The following is a 20,475-nucleotide window of genomic DNA, read 5'->3' as shown; positions in this document are numbered from 1 at the left end:
CCCGTCGTCCCACCGCCCGTCGGACGCCCCCATCCATTCCCAGACATCGCCGCAGCGCGGCATTCGCGGAGACCCATCATGACCGCCGTCGATCCAGACACCATCGAAGCGAACCACCGGGAGGCCCGTCGCGCCGTGTGGTTCACCCGCATCAACCGCGCCGACGCCTGGCTGTCCGTTGCCGGCCTGGGCTGGCTGACGCCGATGCTGCGCGCCGCGGCCGGCGACGACCCGAAGCGTCAGGCGCACGAGATCTGGCGTCTGGCCGGCGTGCCCCTCCTGGCCATCCTGGGCTTCCTCGTCGCGTGGGGCTTGCTGGCGCCGCAAGTGCAGACGTCGCTGGGCGCGGTGCCCGGCCCCGCGCAGGTCTGGGAGCAGGCCATCGCGCTGCACGAGGACGCGAGCCGCAAGGCCGCGTCCGAGGCGCGCTTCCAGGAGCAGGTGGCGACCCTGAACGAACGTCGCGCCGCGAGCGGGCAGGAACCGGTCGAGCGGGCCTATACCGGCGCGCCGTCCTACTACGACCAGATCGCGACGAGCATCGGGACCGTCTTCTTCGGCTTCCTGATCGCCACCATCCTCGCCGTGCCGCTGGGCATCCTGGCGGGCCTGTCGCGCACCGCCAACGCGGCGCTCAACCCGCTGATCCAGATCTTCAAGCCGGTCTCGCCGCTGGCCTGGCTGCCCATCGTCACGATGGTCGTCTCCGCCGTCTATGCGACCAACGACGGGCTCTTCGCCAAGTCGTTCCTGGTCTCGGCTATCACGGTGACGCTCTGCTCGCTCTGGCCGACGCTGATCAACACCGCACTCGGCGTAGCCTCCATCGACCGCGATCTCGTCGCCGTCTCGAAGGTGTTGAAGATGGGCACGTGGGCCAAGATCCGAAAGCTGGTCCTGCCCTCCGCCTTGCCCTTGATCTTCACTGGCCTGCGCCTGTCGCTCGGCGTCGGCTGGATGGTCCTGATCGCTGCCGAGATGCTGGCGCAGAACCCGGGGCTTGGGAAGTTCGTCTGGGACGAGTTCCAGAACGGATCGTCCCAGTCGCTGGCCCGGATCATGGTCGCGGTGCTCACCATCGGCATCATCGGCTTCCTCCTCGACCGGCTGATGTTCGCAATTCAGGCGGCCTTCACCTTCTCGGCGAACCGGTGAGCGGCATGGGGATCCTGACGCTGAAGAACGCCGCCGTTTCGCACGGGGATACGCCGGTCCTGCGCGGCATCGACCTCGACGTGCCCGAAGGCGAGTTCGTCGTCCTGCTGGGCTTTTCGGGCACCGGCAAGACCACCCTGATCAACCTGCTCGCGGGCCTGCAGGCCCCGACCTCGGGCGAGGCGCTGTTCAAGGGCGCCCCAATCCGGGGGCCAGGCCCTGAACGGGGCGTGATCTTCCAGTCCTACTCGCTGATGCCGTGGCTCACGGTGGCGGGGAACGTGCGCCTGGCCGTGGAGGCCGTGTTCCCCGGACTAGGCCGCGCGGAGACCGATGCGCGCGTGGCGAAGTACGTGGCGATGGTGGGCCTGTCCCACGCCGCCGCGCGCCGCCCGGCGGAGCTGTCGGGGGGCATGCGCCAGCGGGTCAACGTGGCGCGCGCGCTGGCGATGAACCCCGAGGTGCTGCTGCTGGACGAGCCGCTCTCCGCGCTCGACGCGCTGACGCGTGGCAACCTGGCCTCCGAGATCGAGGCGATCTGGCGGGCCGAACGGCAGACCTGCGTGCTCGTGACCAACGACGTGGACGAGGCCATCGTGCTGGCCGATCGGATCGTGGCGCTGCGGCCCGACGGGACGTTGGGCCGCGCCTTCCAGGTCGACATCCCGCGCCCCCGTGACAGGGGCGAGATGAACCATCACGCGGGCTTCAAGCGCCTGCGGGCCGAGGTCACGCGCCACCTGATGGAGCTGGGGGAAGCGGCGCAATCGGGCGGCGCGCGGACGCTGCCGGACGTGACCCCGATCCACGGCGTGCCGATGGCCCAGGCCAAGGCGACTGGGGGCCTTATCGACCAGCGGTTCCTCGACTTCAGCCAACTGCACAAGGTCTATCCGACGCCTAAGGGGCCGCTGACGGTCGTAGAGGATTTCGACCTGAAGATGGACCGGGGCGAGTTCGTCTCGCTGATCGGGCATTCGGGCTGCGGCAAGTCCACCGTGCTGACGATGGCCGCCGGCCTCAACGCGATCTCCAAGGGCGCGATCAAGCTGGACGGACGGCATGTGATGGGGGCGGACCCGGAACGGGCCGTGGTGTTCCAGTCCCCATCACTGTTCCCCTGGTTGACGGCTGCGGAGAACGTCGCCGTCGGCGTGGACAAGGTCTATCCCCGCGCGTCACGCGCCGAGCGCCGGGAGGTGGTGGAGTACTACCTCGAACGCGTCGGCCTGGGGAACGCGATGGACAAGCCCGCCGCCGATCTCTCGAACGGGATGAAGCAGCGGGTCGGCATCGCCCGCGCCTTCGCCCTGTCGCCCAAGCTCCTGCTCCTCGACGAGCCGTTCGGCATGCTCGACAGCCTCACCCGCTGGGAGCTACAGGAAGTGCTGATGGAGGTGTGGGAACGCACCAAGGTCACGGCCATCTGCGTCACGCACGACGTGGACGAGGCGATCCTGCTGGCCGACCGCGTCGTGATGATGACGAACGGACCGCAGGCGACCATCGGTAAGATTCTCGACGTCGACCTGCCCCGCCCCCGCACCCGCGCGGCGCTGCTCGAACACCCCGACTATTACGCCTACCGGCAAGAGGTCCTGGATTTCCTGGAGGCGTACGAACACGGGGCGACCCCCAAACCGAAAGCGGAGAAGGCGGCATGAAGCGACTCGTCGTCGTCGGCGCGGGCATGGCCACGGGCCGCGCCCTGGAACATCTGTTCGAACGCGAGCCGGGCCGATGGTCCGTCACGCTCTTCAACGCCGAACCCCGCGGCAACTATGACCGCATCATGCTTTCCCCCGTCCTGTCGGGCGAGAAGGCCTACGAGGACATCGTGATCCACGACGCCGCTTGGTACGAGGCGCATGGCGTGGAGTGCCGGTTCGGCACGCGCGTCGCGTCGGTGGACCGGGCAGCCAAGACCGTCACGTCCGAGACCGGCGACGTCGTGGCCTACGACAAGCTGCTGATCGGGACCGGCTCCGACCCGTTCATGATCCCCCTGCCCGGCCACGACCTCGACGGCGTGATCGCCTACCGGGACCTGGAGGACACGGAACGGATGATGGCGATGGGCGCGGGCCGCCGCGTCGTCGTCATCGGCGGGGGGCTCCTGGGCCTCGAGGCGGCGGCGGGCATGGCCGCGCGCGGCGCCGACGTCACCGTCATCCACATAAACCCGCACCTGATGGAACGGCAGTTGGACGAGGCGGCGGGCTACCTGCTGCGCAAGGCGCTGGTGGAGAAGGGCATCACGGTGCGCTGCTCGGCCAATTCCACGGAGATCCTCGGCGACGGCGGCCATGTCCGCGCGCTGATGCTCGACGACGGGACCGAGCTGGCTTGCGACCTCCTCGTGATGGCGGTGGGGATCCGCCCCAACGTCGCGGTCGCGAAGCGTGCTGGGCTGGCGGTGGGCCGGGGCATCCAGGTGGACGACCGCATGGTCACGTCCGACGCGGACGTGCTGGCGGTGGGCGAATGCGTGGAGCACGACGGCGCGCTCTTCGGTCTTGTCGCGCCGCTCTACGACCAGGCCAAGGTCGTGGCGGCGACGCTGACCGGCGAGGACGCGGCCTTCGTCCCCAAGGAGCTGTCCACCAAGCTGAAGGTGACCGGCTGCGACCTGTTCAGCGCGGGCGACTTCGCGGAGGGCGAAGGGCGCGAGGACATCGTCCTGCGCGACCCGTCGCGCGGGGTGTACCGGCGCTTGGTGCTGCAGCAGGACCGCGTGGTGGGCGCGGTGATGTATGGCGACACCGCCGACAGCGCCTGGTTCTTCCAGCTTATCAAAGACCGGACCGACATCACCGATATGCGCGAGACCCTGATTTTCGGACCGGCCTATCAGGGGGGGGGCCAAGCGGACCCTATGGCGGCCGTTGCAGCCTTGCCGGATGATGCGGAGATCTGCGGTTGCAACGGCGTTTGCAAGGGAACCATCGTGGCGGCCATCGAGGGCGGCGCCGTCGACCTGGGCGGCGTGCGGGCCAACACCAAGGCTAGCGCGTCCTGCGGCACCTGCACGGGGCTCGTCGAGCAGCTGATCGCCGCGCAGACGGGGGCGGCGGCGCCCGCCGTGCAGCCCGTCTGCGGCTGCACCGACCTCACCCACGAGGAGGTGCGGCGGCTCATCAAGTCGCAGGCGCTCAAGACCATGCCGGCCGTCTGGCAAGAACTGGGCTGGAAGACCGTGGACGGCTGCCATACGTGCCGCCCCGCCCTGAACTTCTACCTGCTGGCCGACTGGCCGCTGGACTACGCCGACGACCCGCAGAGCCGCTTCATCAACGAACGCAAACACGCCAACATCCAGGAGGACGGCACGTTCAGCGTCGTGCCACGGATGTGGGGCGGGGTCACGACGCCCGACGAACTCCGCGCCATCGCGGACGCCGCCGACAAGTACCACGTCCCCACCGTGAAGGTGACGGGTGGCCAACGCATCGACCTCCTGGGCGTGCGGGGCGAGGATCTGCCCGCGATCTGGCGCGACCTGAACGAAGCGGGAATGGTTTCGGGCTACGCCTATTCCAAGGGGCTGCGGACGGTGAAGACGTGCGTTGGAACCGACCATTGCCGGTTCGGGACGCAGGATTCTACGGGTCTGGGCATCGCGCTGGAGAAGACGCTCCACGGATCCTGGACGCCCCACAAGCTCAAGCTCGGCGTGTCCGGCTGCCCGCGCAACTGCGCGGAGGCGACGTGCAAGGACATCGGCGTGGTCTGCGTCGACAGCGGCTACCAAGTCTCGATCGGCGGGGCCGCGGGCATGGACGTCAAGGAGACGGAGTTTCTGATTCAGGTCCCTACGGAGGCAGAGACGATCCAGGTAATCAAGGCGGTGATCCAGGTCTACCGCGAAAACGCCAAGTATCTCGACCGCATTTACAAGTGGCTGGCCAAGGTCGGGATGGACTGGGTGCGCGCGCAGATCGAGGACCCGGATGAGCGGCGGGCGCTCGTCGATCGGTTCGAGCTGTCGCAATCGGTCTATCGCCACGACCCCTGGGCGCGGCACGCGGCGGCGCAGGCCGAACGCTACCGTCCGGTCGCGTCCCTCGCCCTGGAGGCCGCCGAATGAACTGGATCGACATCGCGGCGCTGGACGAGATCCCCGCCCGCGGGGCCCGGAAGCTGACGACGGCGCAGGGCTGCGTCGCCGTCTTCCGCACCGGCGGGGACGACGTCTACGCGCTGGACGACCGATGCCCGCACAAGGGCGGGCCCCTGTCCGAAGGCATCGTCCACGGCCAGTCGGTCACCTGTCCGCTGCACAACTGGGTGTTCGACCTGAACACCGGACGCGCCATGGGCGCGGACGAGGGGACGGTGCCCACCTATCCCTGCCGCGTCGAGGGCGGGCGCATCCTGATCGACGCCAGCCGCCTCGCCCGCGCGAGCGCGGCGTGACGGGGATCCGCACCACCTGCGCCTATTGCGGCGTCGGCTGCGGCGTGGTGGCCGAGCCGGGACCGGACGGGTTGGCCGTCTCGGGGGACACCGACCATCCGGCCAACCACGGACGGCTCTGTTCCAAGGGCGCCGCCCTGGGCGAGACGGTCGGGCTGGAGGACCGGCTCCTGCACCCCGTCGTGGACGGTCGCCGCGCGTCGTGGGACGCCGCAATGGACCGGGCGGCGGGCGGCTTCGCCCGCACCATTGCGGAGTATGGGCCGGACGCGGTGGCCTTCTACGTGTCCGGGCAGTTGCTGACGGAGGATTACTACGTCGTCAACAAACTGGCGAAGGGCTTCGTGGGCACGGCGAACATCGACACCAACAGCCGTCTGTGCATGGCGTCGACGGTCGCGGGACACAGACGCGCCTTCGGGACCGACACGGTGCCGGGGCAATACGACGATCTGGAGCAGGCGGACCTGGTGGTGCTGGTGGGCTCGAACCTCGCCTGGTGCCATCCGGTCCTGTTCCAGCGCCTGCGCGCGGCGCGGGATGCGCGGCCGGACATGCGCGTGGTCAACATCGACCCGCGCCGGACGGCGACGTCGGAGATCGCGGACCTGGACCTGCGGATCGCGCCCGGCGGCGATGCGGCGCTGTTCAACCGCCTTCTGGCCCATCTGCACGAAAACGGTGCCGTGGACGCCGAATGGATCCTGGCCCATGTCGGGGGCTTCGACGCCGCGCTGGACGCGGCGCGCGTGGGGCCGGACCGGACGGGTCTGACGCCCCCGGACCTCGCCGCGTTCCTGCGCCTGTGGACCCGAACGGAGAAGGTCGTGACCGTCTTCAGCCAGGGCGTGAACCAGTCCGAGCAGGGGACCGACACGGTGTCGGCCATCATCAACTGCCACCTGGCCACCGGGCGGATCGGGCGGCCCGGTTGCGGACCCTTCTCCGTCACGGGTCAGCCGAACGCGATGGGGGGGCGCGAAGTGGGGGGCCTGGCCAATACCCTGGCCTGCCATCTATCGCTGACGGACCCCGCGCACCGTGCCGCGGTCCAAGCCTTCTGGAACGCGCCCGCGATGCCGCAGGCCGATGGGCCGAAGGCGGTCGAGATGTTCGAGCGCGTGGCCGACGGGCGGATCAAGGCGATCTGGATCGCGTGCACGAACCCGGCCGTCAGCTTGCCCGGCAGCGGTAGGGTCCGCGCAGCGCTGGCGGCCTGTCCCCTGGTCGTCGTCCAGGACGTGACCGCCTGCACGGATACGGCCCGGTTGGCGCATGTCCTGCTGCCCGCCCTCGGCTGGGGAGAGAAGGATGGGACCGTCACGAACTCCGAACGCTGCATCTCGCGCCAGCGCACGGTGCTGCCGCCGCCGGGGGAGGCGCGGGCCGACTGGGCGATCTTCGCCGACCTAGCCACGCGGCTGGGGCACGGACCCGCCTTCGACTATGCCGGCCCGGCGGAGATCTTCCGCGAGCATGCCGCCCTCTCGGGCATCGCCGCATCGCTCGGATCGGACTTCGACATCTCAGGCCTCCGCGACGTCTCGGACGCCGAATACGACGCGCTGGCCCCGGTCCGCTGGCCGGTGACGGCGGCGCGCCGGGGCGGCCGGTTCTTCGGCGACGGCCGGTTCTTCACCCCCGACGGACGCGCACGCATGGTGCCGGTCCGCGCCCCCGCCGCGCCCGAGGCCCGCGGCCTGCGCCTTAACACAGGCCGGGTGCGCGACCAATGGCACACCATGACCCGCACGGGCGCCGCGGCGAGGCTCTCGGCCCATATCGCCGAACCCTACCTGGAGCTGCACCCCGCGGACGCCGCCGCGCACGGCATCGCGCCCGCCTCCGTGATCGAGGTCGCAGGACATGGCGGCACGGCGCTCCTGCGCGCGCTGGTGACAGACCGGGTGCGGCCCGGCGACGCCTTCGCCCCGATCCACTGGTCCGCCGAGACGGCTGCGCAGGCCTGCATCTCCCGCCTGGTGCCGGCCACGACCGACCCCGTCTCGGGCCAGCCCGCATCGAAATCCGCGCGCGTGGAGGTCCGGGCCTGGCCCGCCGCGTGGTTCGCCTACGCCGTCTCCCTGCGAAGGCCCGACCTCGATGCGCTCCCAGGCACCTACTGGGCCAGGGCTCGGACCGAGGCGGGCTGGCAGGTCGAGATGGCTGGCACCGCCCCCGTGGCCGACTGGGACGTCCTGGCGCGCCGCGTCCTGGGCGTCGCGGCCGCGGACCTGTCGCAGGTGCGCGACGCCGCGTCGGGCCGTCATCGCCTCGCCTACCGCCTGGACGGCCTCCTGGCCGGCGCGCTCTTCGTTGCGCCCGGCCCAGTCGCGGTGCAGCGCGGACACGTCGCGGCCCTCCTGGGGACCGAGGACAGCCCCCTCGCCGGGCGTCCGGCCGGCGCCCGGCCCGATCCCGGCCCCACCGTATGCGCCTGCCTGGGTGTGGGCGCGAACACCATCGCGGCCTGCGGCGCGCGCGAGGTCGAAGGCATCGGCGCGGCGACGGGCGCGGGCACCGCCTGCGGCTCCTGCCGCCCCGAGATCGCCGCCATCCTCGCCGCGCACGCCCCCCTGGAGGCCGCGGAATGAGCCTCGCGCCCTATGTCGCCGCCCTCGCCCGGGGGCCCGGCCGGTCGCGCCATCTGGCGCAGGCCGAGGCGGAGGACGCCATGCGCCTCATCCTCTCCGGCGCGGCGGAGCCCGAGGCCGTGGGCGCGCTCCTGATGCTGATGCGCTACCGAAGCGAAAGCGCGGAAGAGGTCGCGGGCCTGACGCGGGGCCTGCGGGCCGCCCTACCAGACTGGCCCGGTCCAGCACCGCTGCTGGATTGGCCAAGCTATGCCGCCGGGCGGACGCGCGGTGTGCCCTGGTTCCTGCTGGCCGCACGGTTGGTCGCGCAAGCCGGGGGCACGGTCCTGCTGCACGGGTGGAACAGCCATCAGGGCGCGCGGGCCGACCTGCGAGCCGCCCTACCTCATGCCGGCATCCGCGCGGCGCGGTCCATGGAGGACGCCGCCGCGATCCTGAGCGCGGACCGCATCGCCTACCTTCCCGCGGAGGCTGCGTTGCCGACCTTGGTGGACCTGTTGCGCCTGCGTACGGTCCTGGGCTTGCGCTCTCCTCTCAACACAGCCGCGCGGGCCTTGAACCCGGGGGGCGCGCACGCTTCGGTCCAGGGCGTGTTCCACCCGCCCTACCGCATGCTGGCCGTGGAAAGCGCCGCCCTACTGGGTTTATCAAACCTCACCGTCCTGAAGGGCGGCGGGGGCGAGTTCGAGCGTCATCCGGGTAAGCCCGCCCAGATCGACGGGCTCCGCGACGGCGGCCCCTTCGTCCGCGACCTGCCACCGCTGATGGACGCGCATCGCCGCCTTGCCGACGACACCCACGGCGCTTCGGCGCTGGCGGCCCTGTGGTCCGGCGCGCTACGCGACCCGTTCGCTGAGGCGGTCGTGTTGGGCACCGCCGCCCTCGCGCTGGAGACGGCGGGCCTCGACGCCGATCCGGCCGACCTCTGGGCCGGCCGAACGATCCCGGAGGCCGCATGAAGTCCTTTCCAATGTTCCTCGCCCTGTCCGGCCGCCGCGTGGTGATCGCCGGTGGCGGCGAGGCGGCGGCGCAGAAGATGCGCCTGATGCTGAAGACCGAGGCGCGGATCGAGATCCTCGCGCCCGCCATCGACGAGGAGATCGCCGCCGCCGTGGCCGCCGGACGCGCCGTCCATCGGACCGGGCCCGTCTCGCCCGCCGCCTTCGAAGGCGCCGCCCTCGTCTTCGTCTGCACCGGCAGCCCGGGCGCGGATGCCTGTCTCCACGCGCTCGCCAAGGAGGCGGGGGCCCTCGTCAACGTCGTGGACCGCCCCGCGCTCTGCGACGCGACCACGCCGTCCATCGTGGACCGCGACCCGGTCGTCGTCGCCATCGGGACGGAAGGGACGGCCCCCGTCCTGGCGCGGCGCATCAAGACGGAAATCGAAGGGATGCTCGACCCGCGCCTCGGCGCCTTCGCCGCGCTCGCGGGGCGGCTGCGCACCTCGGTCGCCCGCCACGTCGCGCCGTCCCGTCGCCGCGCCTTCTGGGCTTGGGCGATGGAAGGGCCCTGGCAACGGTTCCGGTCGGGCGCGGAGCGGGAGACGGCCGCCGCGCTCAAGGCCGCGATCCGCGCGGGCGGGCCGGATGAGGAGGCGGGGGGACGCATCGACCTCGTAGGAGCGGGACCGGGTGCGCGCGACCTGCTGACGATGCGCGCCGTACGGCGACTGCAGGAGGCGGACGTCATCTTCTACGACCGCCTGGTCGATCCGGACGTCCTGGAATTGGCGCGACGCGACGCAGAACGTGTCTTCGCCGGAAAGGCGACCGGCGCTCATGCCTGGCCGCAGGAACGGATCGACCGTGCCATCGTCGCCGAAGCGCGCAAGGGCCGCCGCGTCGTGCGCTTGAAGTCAGGCGATCCCTCCATCTTCGGCCGGGCCAGCGAAGAGATGGCCGCTGCCGAAGCCGCGGGGATCCCGTGCGAGATCATTCCCGGCGTCACCGCGGCTTCGGCGGCGGCGGCGGCGCTCGGCCGTCCGCTTACAGAACGGGGCGAAACCGACCGGCTGGTCATCGCCACGGGCACCTGCCGCCTCGGCGACGCCGACCCCGATTGGGCCGCGATGCTATCCCCCGGGACGACGCTGGCGCTCTACATGGCGGCGGGACGGGCGGACGAGATCGCGACCATCCTGCGGGACGCGGGCCTGCCCGGTTCGGTGGAGGTGGAGATCGCCGGAGCCGTCACGACGCGGCGCGAACGCCTCCACCGCACCGACCTGGCATCGTTGGGGTCCGAACCGATCGACGCCCCGGCCCTGCTGCTGCTGCGCCATTCGAAGCGGAGGGCCATCGACAGCCAGGCGGCGTAATCGAGGTCGCCTCACGGGGTGCACCCCCACGGTACGGCCCCTCGGAACATCTGTCCCGTTCCGTAAGGATGCTTCGGACCGTTCGGAACGTCCGGCGGCGCGGGTCCAGGCTTGTCGGGAACGGTCGAGCCGTCCGTCCCGTCATGCACGCCGCGTTCCCCGACGTCGTCGCGCCGGGGCGGCTACGGTGGCAGCATCGTCGATCCAACCACTTATCTCGAAGGTACGAGAACGAACAGTGGACGGACTATCCAACCACATGTCTTGGATACCCAGTTTTCGGAGTAGGATCGCGGTGGGTTTCACCCACCTTACGGCTGCTGGTCCATCGGTCGTCGAACTGCCGCGACGACATCGGTCGTGGAGGGCGGAGGGCCCGCGTCGAGCCCGGGGCGGGGCAGTAGGGCGTATGGTGGATGATCCGTAGGGGTCCGTAGAGTAGGCAGGGTGGCGCCCGCCCTGCGATCACCCGTTACGTCGCATCGTCCGGTGTCGATTGACTGACGGAAACCATCGGTCCGATGATACCCATGCAAAGAACTATGATAAGATAGGTTGTCAGGCCGGACCAAAACATCTGAGCGGCGAATAGCACGAGACCTATGCTCAGGGTGCAATAGAATCCCCGCTCGAACGCGCGGGTCTTCGGTGGCTCGACATCTTCCAGAACGGCCCAAACTATCCCCGCGACGGGGCCACCGATCAAGAGGGCGGGAATCGAGATGAAGAGCCCGCCGAAGAAACTGAACCAAAACGCGATGAACGCCTGGCCGAACGCTTCCCCAAAAGACCGAAGACCGCCCCGCAATAGATCGAGCGTCGGCGAGACGATGGCGATGAGCAGAGAAAAGGCGAGCAGGCTGAGTATCCAGGATGCGGCTAGCCATTCGCCGAAGCTTTCCTTCTTCATCGTGCCCCTGCCGGAATGTTCATCGGGTTTCGCTCGATGTTCCGCGGTGTGACTGGCACCTTTCGCTCGCTAGGCGCCTTCGCCAAACCTGCATAGTCCGTCGGAGAGATACTCGTCATCTAACGATGCAGTGGATGGATAACACATGGTATAGTTGCACCCTATGCATACCGGCCCACGTGGCGTCCGGGCGCAGCAAGCACGGGATAGCGCCTGCCGCCCCGCTTACCGCTAAGCAAAGGTGTCGGGTGCGTAGCACCATGCCCACCATTCGAAGTGTGGGTCAGGCAACGGGGCGAAACCCCAACCATCGCGTCGCGATGGTCAGTTGCGACGAAGCGTCGGTTGAGGGATCCATCCTTCGAGACGGTCGAAATCCGGCGGGTAGCCGAAGTTCCTGTCCCTCATGTTCCAGGCCCACGCTGCCTGCGCCGCGCAAAGCAGGCCGTCGATCGTGTCGCCGGTCGGATCCTCGACGGCCTTCGACGCATGTCCCTGCAGGTCGATCGTAAAGTCGAATGTCTTTCTGAAGTCGTCGGATCGGAGATAGGCGACGATCCGTTCCCTCGCCTCGCGATGCGCCGGGGTCTGCTTCGCAGGCATGTCGTTCTTGTAGGACACCTTGCCGATGCCATCGCGAACCAACACACCCGGATAGGCTTCGACCACGACACGCTCCGGGTCCCCGCTCTCCCGCAGTCCCGGTATGCGCACGTCCGCTTCGACGAGGAGCGGCGCGGCGAAATGGAACATCAGGCCGACGGGCGTATAGGAATGTGTCTGCGGGCTCGCGCCACCCGCCATCGCGTCGACCTTCCGCTTGTGCTGCTTGTCCCCGGTCGGACGATCCCGTTTGTAATCGTCGAGGAAGCGAACCCATTCGGATCGGTCGAGCCGACCGAACCGCTCGACGTAATGCGTCCAATCATCGGCGTTGGACGTATTCTCCAGGAAGGTCCGTGACTGTCCGAAGGGGAAATCGATCCCCGCGATCCACGGGCCGGGCCGACGAAGAGCGCCGAGGAAGGCGTCCCCGCTCCCGAGCGTTCCGTAATCCTTCAGTGCGAGGACGTCGCCGTCGAATTCGCATTCGGAGACCGTGATCGGCTTCGACGCCTTCGGCGCGCTCGTCATGTCGATACCGCGGACGTGCAACGGTCAAACCTCACTTGGACGGTTTATCGGATTTCGTTCGATCCAGCGCGACTTATCTTCTGCATTCCGATTGGAATTATGGTCCATGGCGGTAGATCCGAATGACGGTGGCGCCGGACGGGTATGGCACGGGCGGCCCCCGATCAAATGCCCCCATAGGGGTTTCGGCGGATGATACGCTGCTGATCCACACCCCGATCACCGTCCGCATCCGCCCCTCCCATCCTCACCCTTCCGTCCCCACCGGCTCGGCCCGCACGGACAGGTCGTACAGACCGTTGCGGTGGAACGAGATCGCGTGGATGCGCCAGCGGCGTTCCAGGAGGAACTCGGACACGGCGCGGTGGACGCCGTAGCGGCCGAGGTTCGGGTCGATATGGGCGAAGTCGTTGAAGATCACGTGGCCGCCGGGCTTGACCTTGCGCGCCGCGAGCGCCGCGTCGGCGACGACGTCGGGGTAGTCGTGGCCCCCGTCGACGTAGATCCAGTCGAAGCTGGCATCCTCGAACCGGGCCACCACCTCGGCGGAGAATCCCTCGTGCCGCTCGACCCGGGGGTCGGCCTTCAGGTCGTCGCGGAACCGCGAATAGTCGAGGTCGACCACGTGGAGGCGGTCCGGTTGGGCCGTCCGCAGGATGAACTCGGCGAACGTGCCGCGGTCGGTCCCGATCTCCAGCACGCGGCCGCCCTTCGGCAGGGAGGCCACGATCGCCTCGCGCGATGGCATGAAGACCGCGCCCTCGAACAATTCGGGCGGCAGGTCGGGCGAGGGATGGGCGGCCTCCGTCACCTGGGCGGCGAGGCGATAGCCCTGTCGCACGAAGCGCGGGGCCCGCTTGCGCAGCTTCATTCCCGTCGGCGTCGCGAGCATGCGCTTGACGTAGGACAGGGCGGCCATCCGCTAGACCCCCGCGGGGATGTTCATCGGGTCCCGCTCGATCTTGCGCGGCGTGTTCAGCGCCTTCCACGTGCTGAGCGCCCTGCCGGTGCTGGCGAAGGGGGGGCGGCGCACGAACTTGCCGCGTCCCGGCCGGGGCTGGCTGTTCTGCCCGTGCGCCCAGATGACGTCGCCACGGGACAGGGTATAGCGGGGGGCGGCGCGCAGCTCCATGCCTTCGAAGACGTTGTAGTCGATGATGGACTTCTGGTTGGCGACGCTGACCGTGCGGTGGATGGACGGGTCCCAAACGACGAGGTCGGCATCGGCGCCCACATGGATGGCGCCCTTCGTGGGATAGACGTTGAGGATCTTGGCGATGTTGGTCGACGTGACGGCCACGAACTCCTCCGGCGTCAGGCGGCCGGTTTCGACGCCCTTCGTCCAGAGCATGCCCATCCGTTCCTCCAACCCCCCCGTGCCGTTGGGGATCATGGCGAAGTTGTCGACACCCATGCGCTTCTGTTCGTCGGTGAAGGCGGCGTGGTCGGTGGCGACGACCTGCAGGCTGCCTGCGGCGAGGCCGGCCCACAGGCCGTCCTGATGCTCCTTCGACCGGAACGGCGGGGACATCACCCGTCGCGCCGCGTATTGCCAGTCCTTGTCGAAGTACTCGGATTCGTCCAGCGTCAGGTGCTGGATCAGCGGCTCGCCATAGACGCGCATCCCCTTCTGACGGGCGCGGCGGATGGCCTCGTGCGCCTGCTCGCATGACACGTGGACGATGTAGAGGGGTGTGCCGGCGGCGTCGGCGATCATGATGGCGCGGTTGGCGGCCTCGCCCTCCACCTCCGGCGGGCGGGAATAGGCGTGGCCCTCGGGGCCGGTGATGCCCTGGGCCAGGTACTTCTGCTGCAGCTCCTGGACGATGTCCCCGTTCTCCGCGTGGACCAGGGGCAGGGCGCCCAGCTCGGCGCAGCGCCCGAACGAGGCGAACATCTCGTCGTCCTCGACCATCAGGGCGCCCTTGTAGGCCATGAAATGCTTGAACGTGTTGATGCCGCGGTCCTTCACCACGGCCTCCATCTCGGTCCAGATGCCCTCGTTCCAGCCGGTGATCGCCATGTGATAGGAGATGTCGCAGCAGATCTGGTCGCGGGACTTGGCGTCCCACGCGTCGATGGCGCTGAGGAGGCTGCCGTCCTCGCCCGGCAGGCAGAAGTCCACCAGCATGGTGGTGCCCCCCGCGGCGGCGGCGAAGGTGCCGGATTCGAACGTTTCCGCCGCCGTGGTGCCCATGAAGGGCATCTCCAGATGCGTGTGGGGGTCGATGCCGCCCGGAATGACATAGGCGTCGGTGGCGTCGATGACCTCGTCGCCCGACAGGCCCTCGCCGATGGCGGCGATGCGCTCGCCCTCGATCAGGACGTCGGCGCGCCGCGTCATGTCGGCCGTGACGACCGTGCCGTTCTTGATGACCTTGGACATGGGGGACCTTTCAGATGCAGTACTGCCCGCCGTCGGGGCGGCGGACGGGATAAAGGGCGCCCCGGAACGCATAGGCGTAGCAGTTGCGCCGGATGCGCATGTCGTCGGCGGTGACGCCGCGGGGCAGCAGCGCGCGGGCGGCCAGGGGCGGCGTGTGGTCCAGGGGCGCGAAGCCCGCCGGGTCCAGCGCCGCGGGCGGGGGCGCGCAGGCGGCCAGCGCCAGGGCGGCCAGAAGGGCCGTTGCGGCGCGGGTCATCGGAACAGCGCCATGCCGTCCTCGTCCGCGACGACGAAGCCGCGCGCGCGCAGCTCGTCGTAGGACGGGTCTTCGAGCATGTCGGGTACGGTCATCTCGAAGGTGGGGTCGTTGGCGAGGCGTTCGAGCCGGCTGCCCATCTCGGACGCCACGGCCTTCGACGCCCGCCCCTCCGCCAGGCGCCCGCGTTCGCGCGCCACGACGTCGTCGGTGAACTTGTAGTGCTTCAGCGGCACCGTGCAGGGCGCCAGGCGCAAGCCCAGCGACAGGTGCGGGTGATAGCAGGCGTCGACGCCGGGCCCGTACCGGCAAAGCGGATGCTTGAAGAGGGCGCAATCCTCGCCGAAGAGGGTGCGGCGCAGGCCGCCGTATTGCAGCACGACGTCCGGGTTGGTCAGCGTGTTGGCGGCTAGGAACGCCGCCAGGTGATGGGTGGGGTCGTGATAGGCGACCGTGCTTATGTCGTTCGTGCTGCAGCGGCGATAGGTCCGCAGCGCGTCCGCGAAGGACACGTCGGAGGCGGTCGCGATGGGCCCTTCGGGCACCATCTCCAGCATGGCGGCCATCAGCCCGGTGCAGCCCGCCTCGTTCAGCCGCCCGGTCAGGCCCGGCAGCGACAGGCGGTCCCGGTTCGGGTAGTCGAGGATCTCGTCCCCGTCCACGACGAGGAACCAGCCCGCCCGGACGAACCGTTCCACCGCATAGCGGCGCATCTCGGTCTGGTGCGTGCGGAAGTCCGCGTCCGAGCGGATCACGGTGGTGTGCGGCAGGGTGGCGGCGATCTCGCGCGTGTCGTCGGTCGAGCCGTTGTCGACCAGGAACAGGTGCCGCGCGCCCAGCGCCATGTAATGCTCGTGGCTGGCCCGGATGTAGTAGGACAGGTTCCGCCCCAGCATGACGACGGCCACGTCCGTCGCCCCCAGATCGACGTGATCGGGCCCGTGCAGCACCCGCAGCGAGTTGCGGATGGCGCGCTGTTCCTGGTGGTGCTGCCACCGCGACCGGAGGCGGCGGGGCACCCGCGTCAGCATGTTCACGTCACGACCTCCGCCTTCGCCAGAACGGCGTGCAGCAGGACGTCGGCGCCCGCCTGCGCCCAGTCCTTCGTGATCTCCTCCGCCTCGTTGTGGGACAGGCCGTCCACGCAGGGGCACATGATCATGGCGGTGGGGGCGACGCGGTTGATCCAGCACGCATCGTGGCCCGCGCCCGACACGATGTCGATATGGCCGTAGCCCAGCGCCTGCGCGGCGTCGCGGACGGCGGCGACGCAGTCCGGATCGAAAGTGACGGGGTCGAAATGGCCGACGTCCTGGATTTCGATCCCCAGGCCGAGGTCGGCGGCGATCTTTGTGGCCTCCGCCTCGATCCGGGCCTTCATGCCGTCCAGCTTGGCGCGGTCGGGGCTGCGGATGTCGATCGTGAAGACGCACCTGCCGGGGATGACGTTGCGGCTGTTGGGGTGGACGTCGCAATGGCCCACCGCGCCCACGGCGGCGGGCTGGGCGTCCATCGCGACCGTGTGCACCAGTTCGGTGATGCGTGCCATGCCGAGGCCCGCGTTCACGCGCATGTCCATGGGCGTGGACCCCGTATGCGATTCCTTGCCCGTCAGCGTCACCTCCAGCCACCACAGGCCCTGGCCGTGCGTGACGACGCCGATGTCCTTGCCTTCAACTTCCAGGATGGGCCCCTGCTCGATGTGAAGCTCGAAGAAGGCGTGGATGTCGTCCGCACGCGCGCCCACGGGCTCGTCGCCGCGCCAGCCGATGCGGTCCAGCTCGTCCCCGAAGCGCAGGCCCTGGGCGTCGGTCCGGTCCTCCACCCAGGCCTGGTCGTGGACGCCCGCGAAGACGCCCGACGCCATCATCGCGGGGGCGAAGCGGGTGCCTTCCTCGTTCGTGAAGTTCGCCACCACGATCGGACGCCGGGTCCGGACGCCCAGGTCGTCGAGCGTGCGCAGGACCTCCAACCCCCCCAGGACGCCCAGCACGCCGTCGTACTTGCCGCCCGTGGGCTGCGTGTCGAGGTGGCTGCCGAGATAGACGGCCTTCGCGTCCGGGTCGGTGCCGTCGCGTCGGGCGAACATGTTGCCCAGGCCGTCCAGTCCCATGGTGCAGCCCGCGGCCTCGCACCAGCGCTGGAACAGCGCGCGGCCGTCGGCGTCGGCGTCGGTCAGGGTCTGGCGGTTGTTGCCGCCCGCGACGCCGGGGCCGATCTTCGCCATCTCCATCAGGCTGTCCCACAGCCGGTCGGGGTCCGTGCGCAGGTTGGTGGCGGGCGGGGCGGATCCGTCGGGGGTGTCGGGCGTTCCGTCTGCCATGGCGCTGCTCTCCGGGTTCGCGGTCGGGATCGGGGGGAGGGGACCGCAGCCGGGCCGGGGTGTCAATCGGATAGGGGGCATGCGCCGCATCGCGGTGCGTGTCTGCGGGGCGATCCGGACGCCGCCCGGCGGTCGACCGACGGCTTGGCGCCCGGATCGGCGTCGGGTCCGATCAGAAGAGTTCGCCGCCGGCCTGTTCCGCGACCGGGTCGGACGCGACGGCGGCGCCTGTCGGGGCGGGATCCGCCGGTCCGCCAGCGGGCGGCGTGCCGCCCGCGACATCCGGTTCTGGTGTGGCCGGACCGTTCGAGGGCGCGGCGGGGGGCTCGACGACGGCCGGTTCCTCGACGTCGGGCGGGATCGACAGCTCCGTGCGGTCGAAGCGCGGCATGGAGATCCCGCCGGTGCGGATGGGGTCGAGTTCGATGCCAGAATACCTGCCGCCGCCGGACGGAGGTTCGAAGAACCGCGGTTCGGGGGCCGGTCGCACCTCGATCGGCCTCGTGATGGCCTCGAAGACGGGGCGAACCGGCGTCGCGACGCCCGCGCGCGTCGCGATCGCGTCCTCCCCGAAGCCGTCCCCTCCGCGGTCCGACGCCTCGCGCGCACTCTCCCGCAGCGCGACGGCCCGCGTCGGAACGGCGGCGTCCGCCCCGCGCGTGCCCGCGTCCGTTCCAGGCGGACGGGCGGTGCAACCGGTGATGGTCAGGAGGCCGAGGAGGGCGGTGACGGCGAGAACGGGCCGATGCATGACGAATATCCCATAATTGCAATGGGACCGTTCCTGCCGCCCGACCGGGGGGGCGTGGCAACCGTGCCGGGACCGGAGGGCGGGGTTGCAGACCTGTCAGGCCAGGTCGTCCGGCGTGACGAAGGCGGCCACCTGGCCTTCGCCCCAAGCCGGGGCGTCCGCGAAGTCGAGGATCAGGCAGGCCCCCGTGGGGAAGCGGTCGAAATCGGGATGGTTCGGCGGCCGGGCGCACAGGCGCCGCGCGGCCCGCGCCATGCCGTCGTTGTGGCCGACCACCAGGACGCAGCCCCGCGCGGGCAGGGCGGCCAGGATCGCGTCCGCTTCCGCCAGGTACAGGGCGTCGGGATGCTCCGGCGTGCCTGGCAGGCCCAGCGCGTCCCACGTCTCGCGCGTGCGGGCGGCGGGCGACACGAGGATGCGGTCGGGCTCCGGCGCGTGGGTCCGCAGCCAGGCGCCGATCCGCGCCGCGGCGTCGCGGCCGCGCCGGTTCAGCGGGCGGTCGCGGTCGTCGAGCGACGGGTCGTCCCAGGACGACTTGGCATGGCGCAGCAGGATCACTCGCACAGGAAGGCCTCCATGTGGTGGGCGGATTGGGCATCGGGCCGGGGCGGCGAGACGGGGCAGGCGCGGCGCACGCGGCAGCCCCGCATCCGGCAATCCCGCCCAGCTTCGGACGCCACGTAGGCGCGACAGGCCGGAACGTCGTAGCCCCCCGCCGTCAGGGCGCCCACGGGGCAGGCGGTGCGGCAGGGCTGGGCGTCGCAGGAGGCGCAGGGCGAGGGCGTGGGAACGGGGCCGTCCGACGGGAGGGGCCGTTCGACGGCGCCCCGGAAGCTGACCATCAGACCCTGGGCGTCGTGGACCAGCATCCCCACGGGGCTGGAATGGCAGCGTCCGCTGCCCAACGCCCAGCGCATGAAGGGTTCGGGCGGTTCGCCGAAGGGGAACCGCGGGGTGCCGCCCCACGCCGCCGCCAGGGCCGCGACCTGCCGCCGGGACCAGGCGTCGACCGGATCGGGATCGTTCCATTCCGGCGATCGGCGCAGGATGTCCCAGAACCGCGCGGGGTCCGGCCCCAGCAGGACCACCGTGGCCCCGTCCGCGGATGCCTCGCCCAGCACCGTCAGCCCCCGCGCCGCCGCATCCGCCGCGATCCCGTCGTCCGGCATGTCCCCGCCGGACGGGAGCGTCCGCCCGCCGGGCCCGTCAGCCACCCGTATGGCTCATGTGGCGGGACATGCGCCCGCCGACCGATTGCCGAGAATAGTCGAAGTCGTGCCCCCTGGGCTTGCGCGCGATGGCGTACCGGATCGCGTCCTCCAACGCCCCGTCCCCGGCGCCCCCCCGCAGGGCCGCGCGCAGGTCGGCGGCGTCCTCCTGCCCCAGGCACATGAACAGCTGCCCCGTGCAGGTGACGCGCACGCGGTTGCACGATTCGCAGAAGTTGTGCGTAAGCGGCGTGATGAAGCCCAGGCGCGGTCCCGTCCCGTCCAGACGAACATAGCGGGCAGGCCCGCCCGTGCGGTCCGGCAGATCGGTCAATGCGAAACGTTCGGCCAGTCGCGCGCGCAGGTCGCGCAGGGGCCAGTACTGGTCCAGCCGCAGCGTCCCGTCGGTGCCGTCGCCCATGTCGCCCATCGGCATGACCTCGATGAAGGTCAGGTCCATGTCCTCCGCGCGGCACCACGACACGAGGTCGAACAGCTCGGATTCGTTGAAGCCCTTCAGCGCGACCGTATTGATCTTGATCCGCATCCCCGCGTCCCGGGCGGCGTCGATCCCGCGGCGGACCTTGTCCAGCGTGCCCCATCGCGTGATCGCCCGGAACTTGTTCGGATCGAGCGTGTCCAGCGATACGTTCACTCGCCGGACGCCGCAGGCGGCCAGGGGGCCCGCGAAGCGGTCCAGCTGCGAGCCGTTGGTCGTCAGCGTTAGCTCGTCCAGGCCTGCGCCCAGGTGCTGGGACATCCCCTCGAAGAAGGACATGACGTTGCGCCGGACCAGGGGCTCGCCGCCCGTGATGCGCAGCTTGGATACGCCCAGGCGCACGAAGGCGGTGCACAGCCGCTCCAGCTCCTCCAGGGTCAGCAGGTCGCGTTTGGGCAGGAACTGCATGTGCTCGGCCATGCAGTACGTGCAGCGGAAGTCGCACCGGTCCGTGACCGACACCCGAAGATAGGTGATCGCGCGGGCGAACGGGTCGATCAGGGGGGCGGCGTGATCCATCCCCCTC

At 70.1% G+C, this 20,475-nt stretch carries 18 protein-coding genes; 7 read left to right on the top strand and 11 right to left on the bottom strand.

Going from position 1 to position 20,475, the window contains the following annotated elements; all coding sequences use genetic code 11:
- The first annotated feature begins 78 nt into the window (after positions 1-78).
- The 7 genes from P0084_RS16305 to cysG are packed head-to-tail and all read left to right on the top strand — an operon-like array spanning position 79 to position 10,482.
- The gene (locus P0084_RS16305; protein WP_308917941.1) at positions 79-1,155 is read left to right on the top strand and encodes an ABC transporter permease; all 1,077 of its coding nucleotides are present in this window, start codon (positions 79-81) and stop codon (positions 1,153-1,155) included.
- A 5-nt stretch (positions 1,156-1,160) separates the two neighbouring features.
- Entirely contained in the window at positions 1,161-2,819 is a 1,659-nt protein-coding gene (locus P0084_RS16300; RefSeq protein ID WP_308917940.1) for an ABC transporter ATP-binding protein, read from the top strand.
- The gene (gene nirB / locus P0084_RS16295) at positions 2,816-5,242 is read left to right on the top strand and encodes a nitrite reductase large subunit NirB (protein ID WP_308917939.1); all 2,427 of its coding nucleotides are present in this window, start codon (positions 2,816-2,818) and stop codon (positions 5,240-5,242) included. The genes P0084_RS16300 and nirB overlap by 4 nt, the downstream gene beginning before the upstream one ends.
- Complete coding sequence (gene nirD / locus P0084_RS16290) at positions 5,239-5,571, top strand: nitrite reductase small subunit NirD (protein ID WP_308917938.1); 333 nt, start codon at positions 5,239-5,241, stop codon at positions 5,569-5,571. Before nirB ends, nirD begins: the two co-directional genes overlap by 4 nt.
- Positions 5,568-8,165, top strand: coding sequence for a nitrate reductase (locus P0084_RS16285; RefSeq protein ID WP_308917937.1), 2,598 nt, complete (start codon positions 5,568-5,570; stop codon positions 8,163-8,165). Before nirD ends, P0084_RS16285 begins: the two co-directional genes overlap by 4 nt.
- On the top strand, positions 8,162-9,124 hold the full coding sequence (locus tag P0084_RS16280; RefSeq protein ID WP_308917936.1) for a glycosyl transferase family protein: 963 nt from the start codon (positions 8,162-8,164) through the stop codon (positions 9,122-9,124). The genes P0084_RS16285 and P0084_RS16280 overlap by 4 nt, the downstream gene beginning before the upstream one ends.
- Positions 9,121-10,482 (top strand): siroheme synthase CysG, encoded by a 1,362-nt coding sequence (gene cysG / locus P0084_RS16275; RefSeq protein WP_308917935.1) that lies wholly within the window; start codon positions 9,121-9,123, stop codon positions 10,480-10,482. The genes P0084_RS16280 and cysG overlap by 4 nt, the downstream gene beginning before the upstream one ends.
- 472 nt (positions 10,483-10,954) lie before the next feature.
- On the opposite strand, the gene P0084_RS16270 is transcribed toward cysG, so the two are convergent.
- From P0084_RS16270 to moaA, 11 genes are all read right to left on the bottom strand, one after another.
- On the bottom strand, positions 10,955-11,392 hold the full coding sequence (locus tag P0084_RS16270; RefSeq protein WP_308917934.1) for a hypothetical protein: 438 nt from the start codon (positions 11,390-11,392) through the stop codon (positions 10,955-10,957).
- Between the two features lie 324 nt (positions 11,393-11,716).
- On the bottom strand, positions 11,717-12,196 hold the full coding sequence (locus tag P0084_RS18550) for a hypothetical protein (RefSeq protein ID WP_374213689.1): 480 nt from the start codon (positions 12,194-12,196) through the stop codon (positions 11,717-11,719).
- A gap of 577 nt (positions 12,197-12,773) precedes the next feature.
- Positions 12,774-13,445: a class I SAM-dependent methyltransferase gene (locus P0084_RS16260; protein WP_308917932.1), complete on the bottom strand. Its 672-nt coding sequence runs from the start codon at positions 13,443-13,445 to the stop codon at positions 12,774-12,776.
- A 3-nt stretch (positions 13,446-13,448) separates the two neighbouring features.
- The gene (gene hydA / locus P0084_RS16255) at positions 13,449-14,912 is read right to left on the bottom strand and encodes a dihydropyrimidinase (RefSeq protein WP_308917931.1); all 1,464 of its coding nucleotides are present in this window, start codon (positions 14,910-14,912) and stop codon (positions 13,449-13,451) included.
- Between the two features lie 10 nt (positions 14,913-14,922).
- On the bottom strand, positions 14,923-15,168 hold the full coding sequence (locus P0084_RS16250) for a hypothetical protein (protein ID WP_308917930.1): 246 nt from the start codon (positions 15,166-15,168) through the stop codon (positions 14,923-14,925).
- Positions 15,165-16,199 (bottom strand): glycosyltransferase family 2 protein, encoded by a 1,035-nt coding sequence (locus P0084_RS16245; protein WP_308917967.1) that lies wholly within the window; start codon positions 16,197-16,199, stop codon positions 15,165-15,167. Before P0084_RS16245 ends, P0084_RS16250 begins: the two co-directional genes overlap by 4 nt.
- 2 nt (positions 16,200-16,201) lie before the next feature.
- Positions 16,202-17,491 carry a Zn-dependent hydrolase gene (locus P0084_RS16240; protein WP_308917929.1) on the bottom strand — a complete coding sequence of 430 codons (1,290 nt, stop codon included), beginning with the start codon at positions 17,489-17,491 and terminating at the stop codon, positions 16,202-16,204.
- Positions 17,492-17,663: 172 nt separating this feature from the next.
- Complete coding sequence (locus tag P0084_RS16235) at positions 17,664-18,242, bottom strand: hypothetical protein (protein WP_308917928.1); 579 nt, start codon at positions 18,240-18,242, stop codon at positions 17,664-17,666.
- Between the two features lie 96 nt (positions 18,243-18,338).
- On the bottom strand, positions 18,339-18,806 hold the full coding sequence (locus tag P0084_RS16230) for a SixA phosphatase family protein (protein WP_308917927.1): 468 nt from the start codon (positions 18,804-18,806) through the stop codon (positions 18,339-18,341).
- Positions 18,797-19,456: a ferredoxin gene (locus P0084_RS16225; protein ID WP_308917926.1), complete on the bottom strand. Its 660-nt coding sequence runs from the start codon at positions 19,454-19,456 to the stop codon at positions 18,797-18,799. The genes P0084_RS16230 and P0084_RS16225 overlap by 10 nt, the downstream gene beginning before the upstream one ends.
- Complete coding sequence (gene moaA / locus P0084_RS16220) at positions 19,449-20,468, bottom strand: GTP 3',8-cyclase MoaA (protein WP_308917925.1); 1,020 nt, start codon at positions 20,466-20,468, stop codon at positions 19,449-19,451. Before moaA ends, P0084_RS16225 begins: the two co-directional genes overlap by 8 nt.
- Between the last annotated feature and the right edge of the window lie 7 nt (positions 20,469-20,475).

This window comes from Jannaschia maritima, assembly GCF_030973515.1.
Taxonomy (GTDB): domain Bacteria; phylum Pseudomonadota; class Alphaproteobacteria; order Rhodobacterales; family Rhodobacteraceae; genus Jannaschia; species Jannaschia maritima.
The sequence above is the reverse complement of the archived record's forward strand: the minus strand, read 5'-3'. Positions and strand labels throughout refer to the sequence as shown.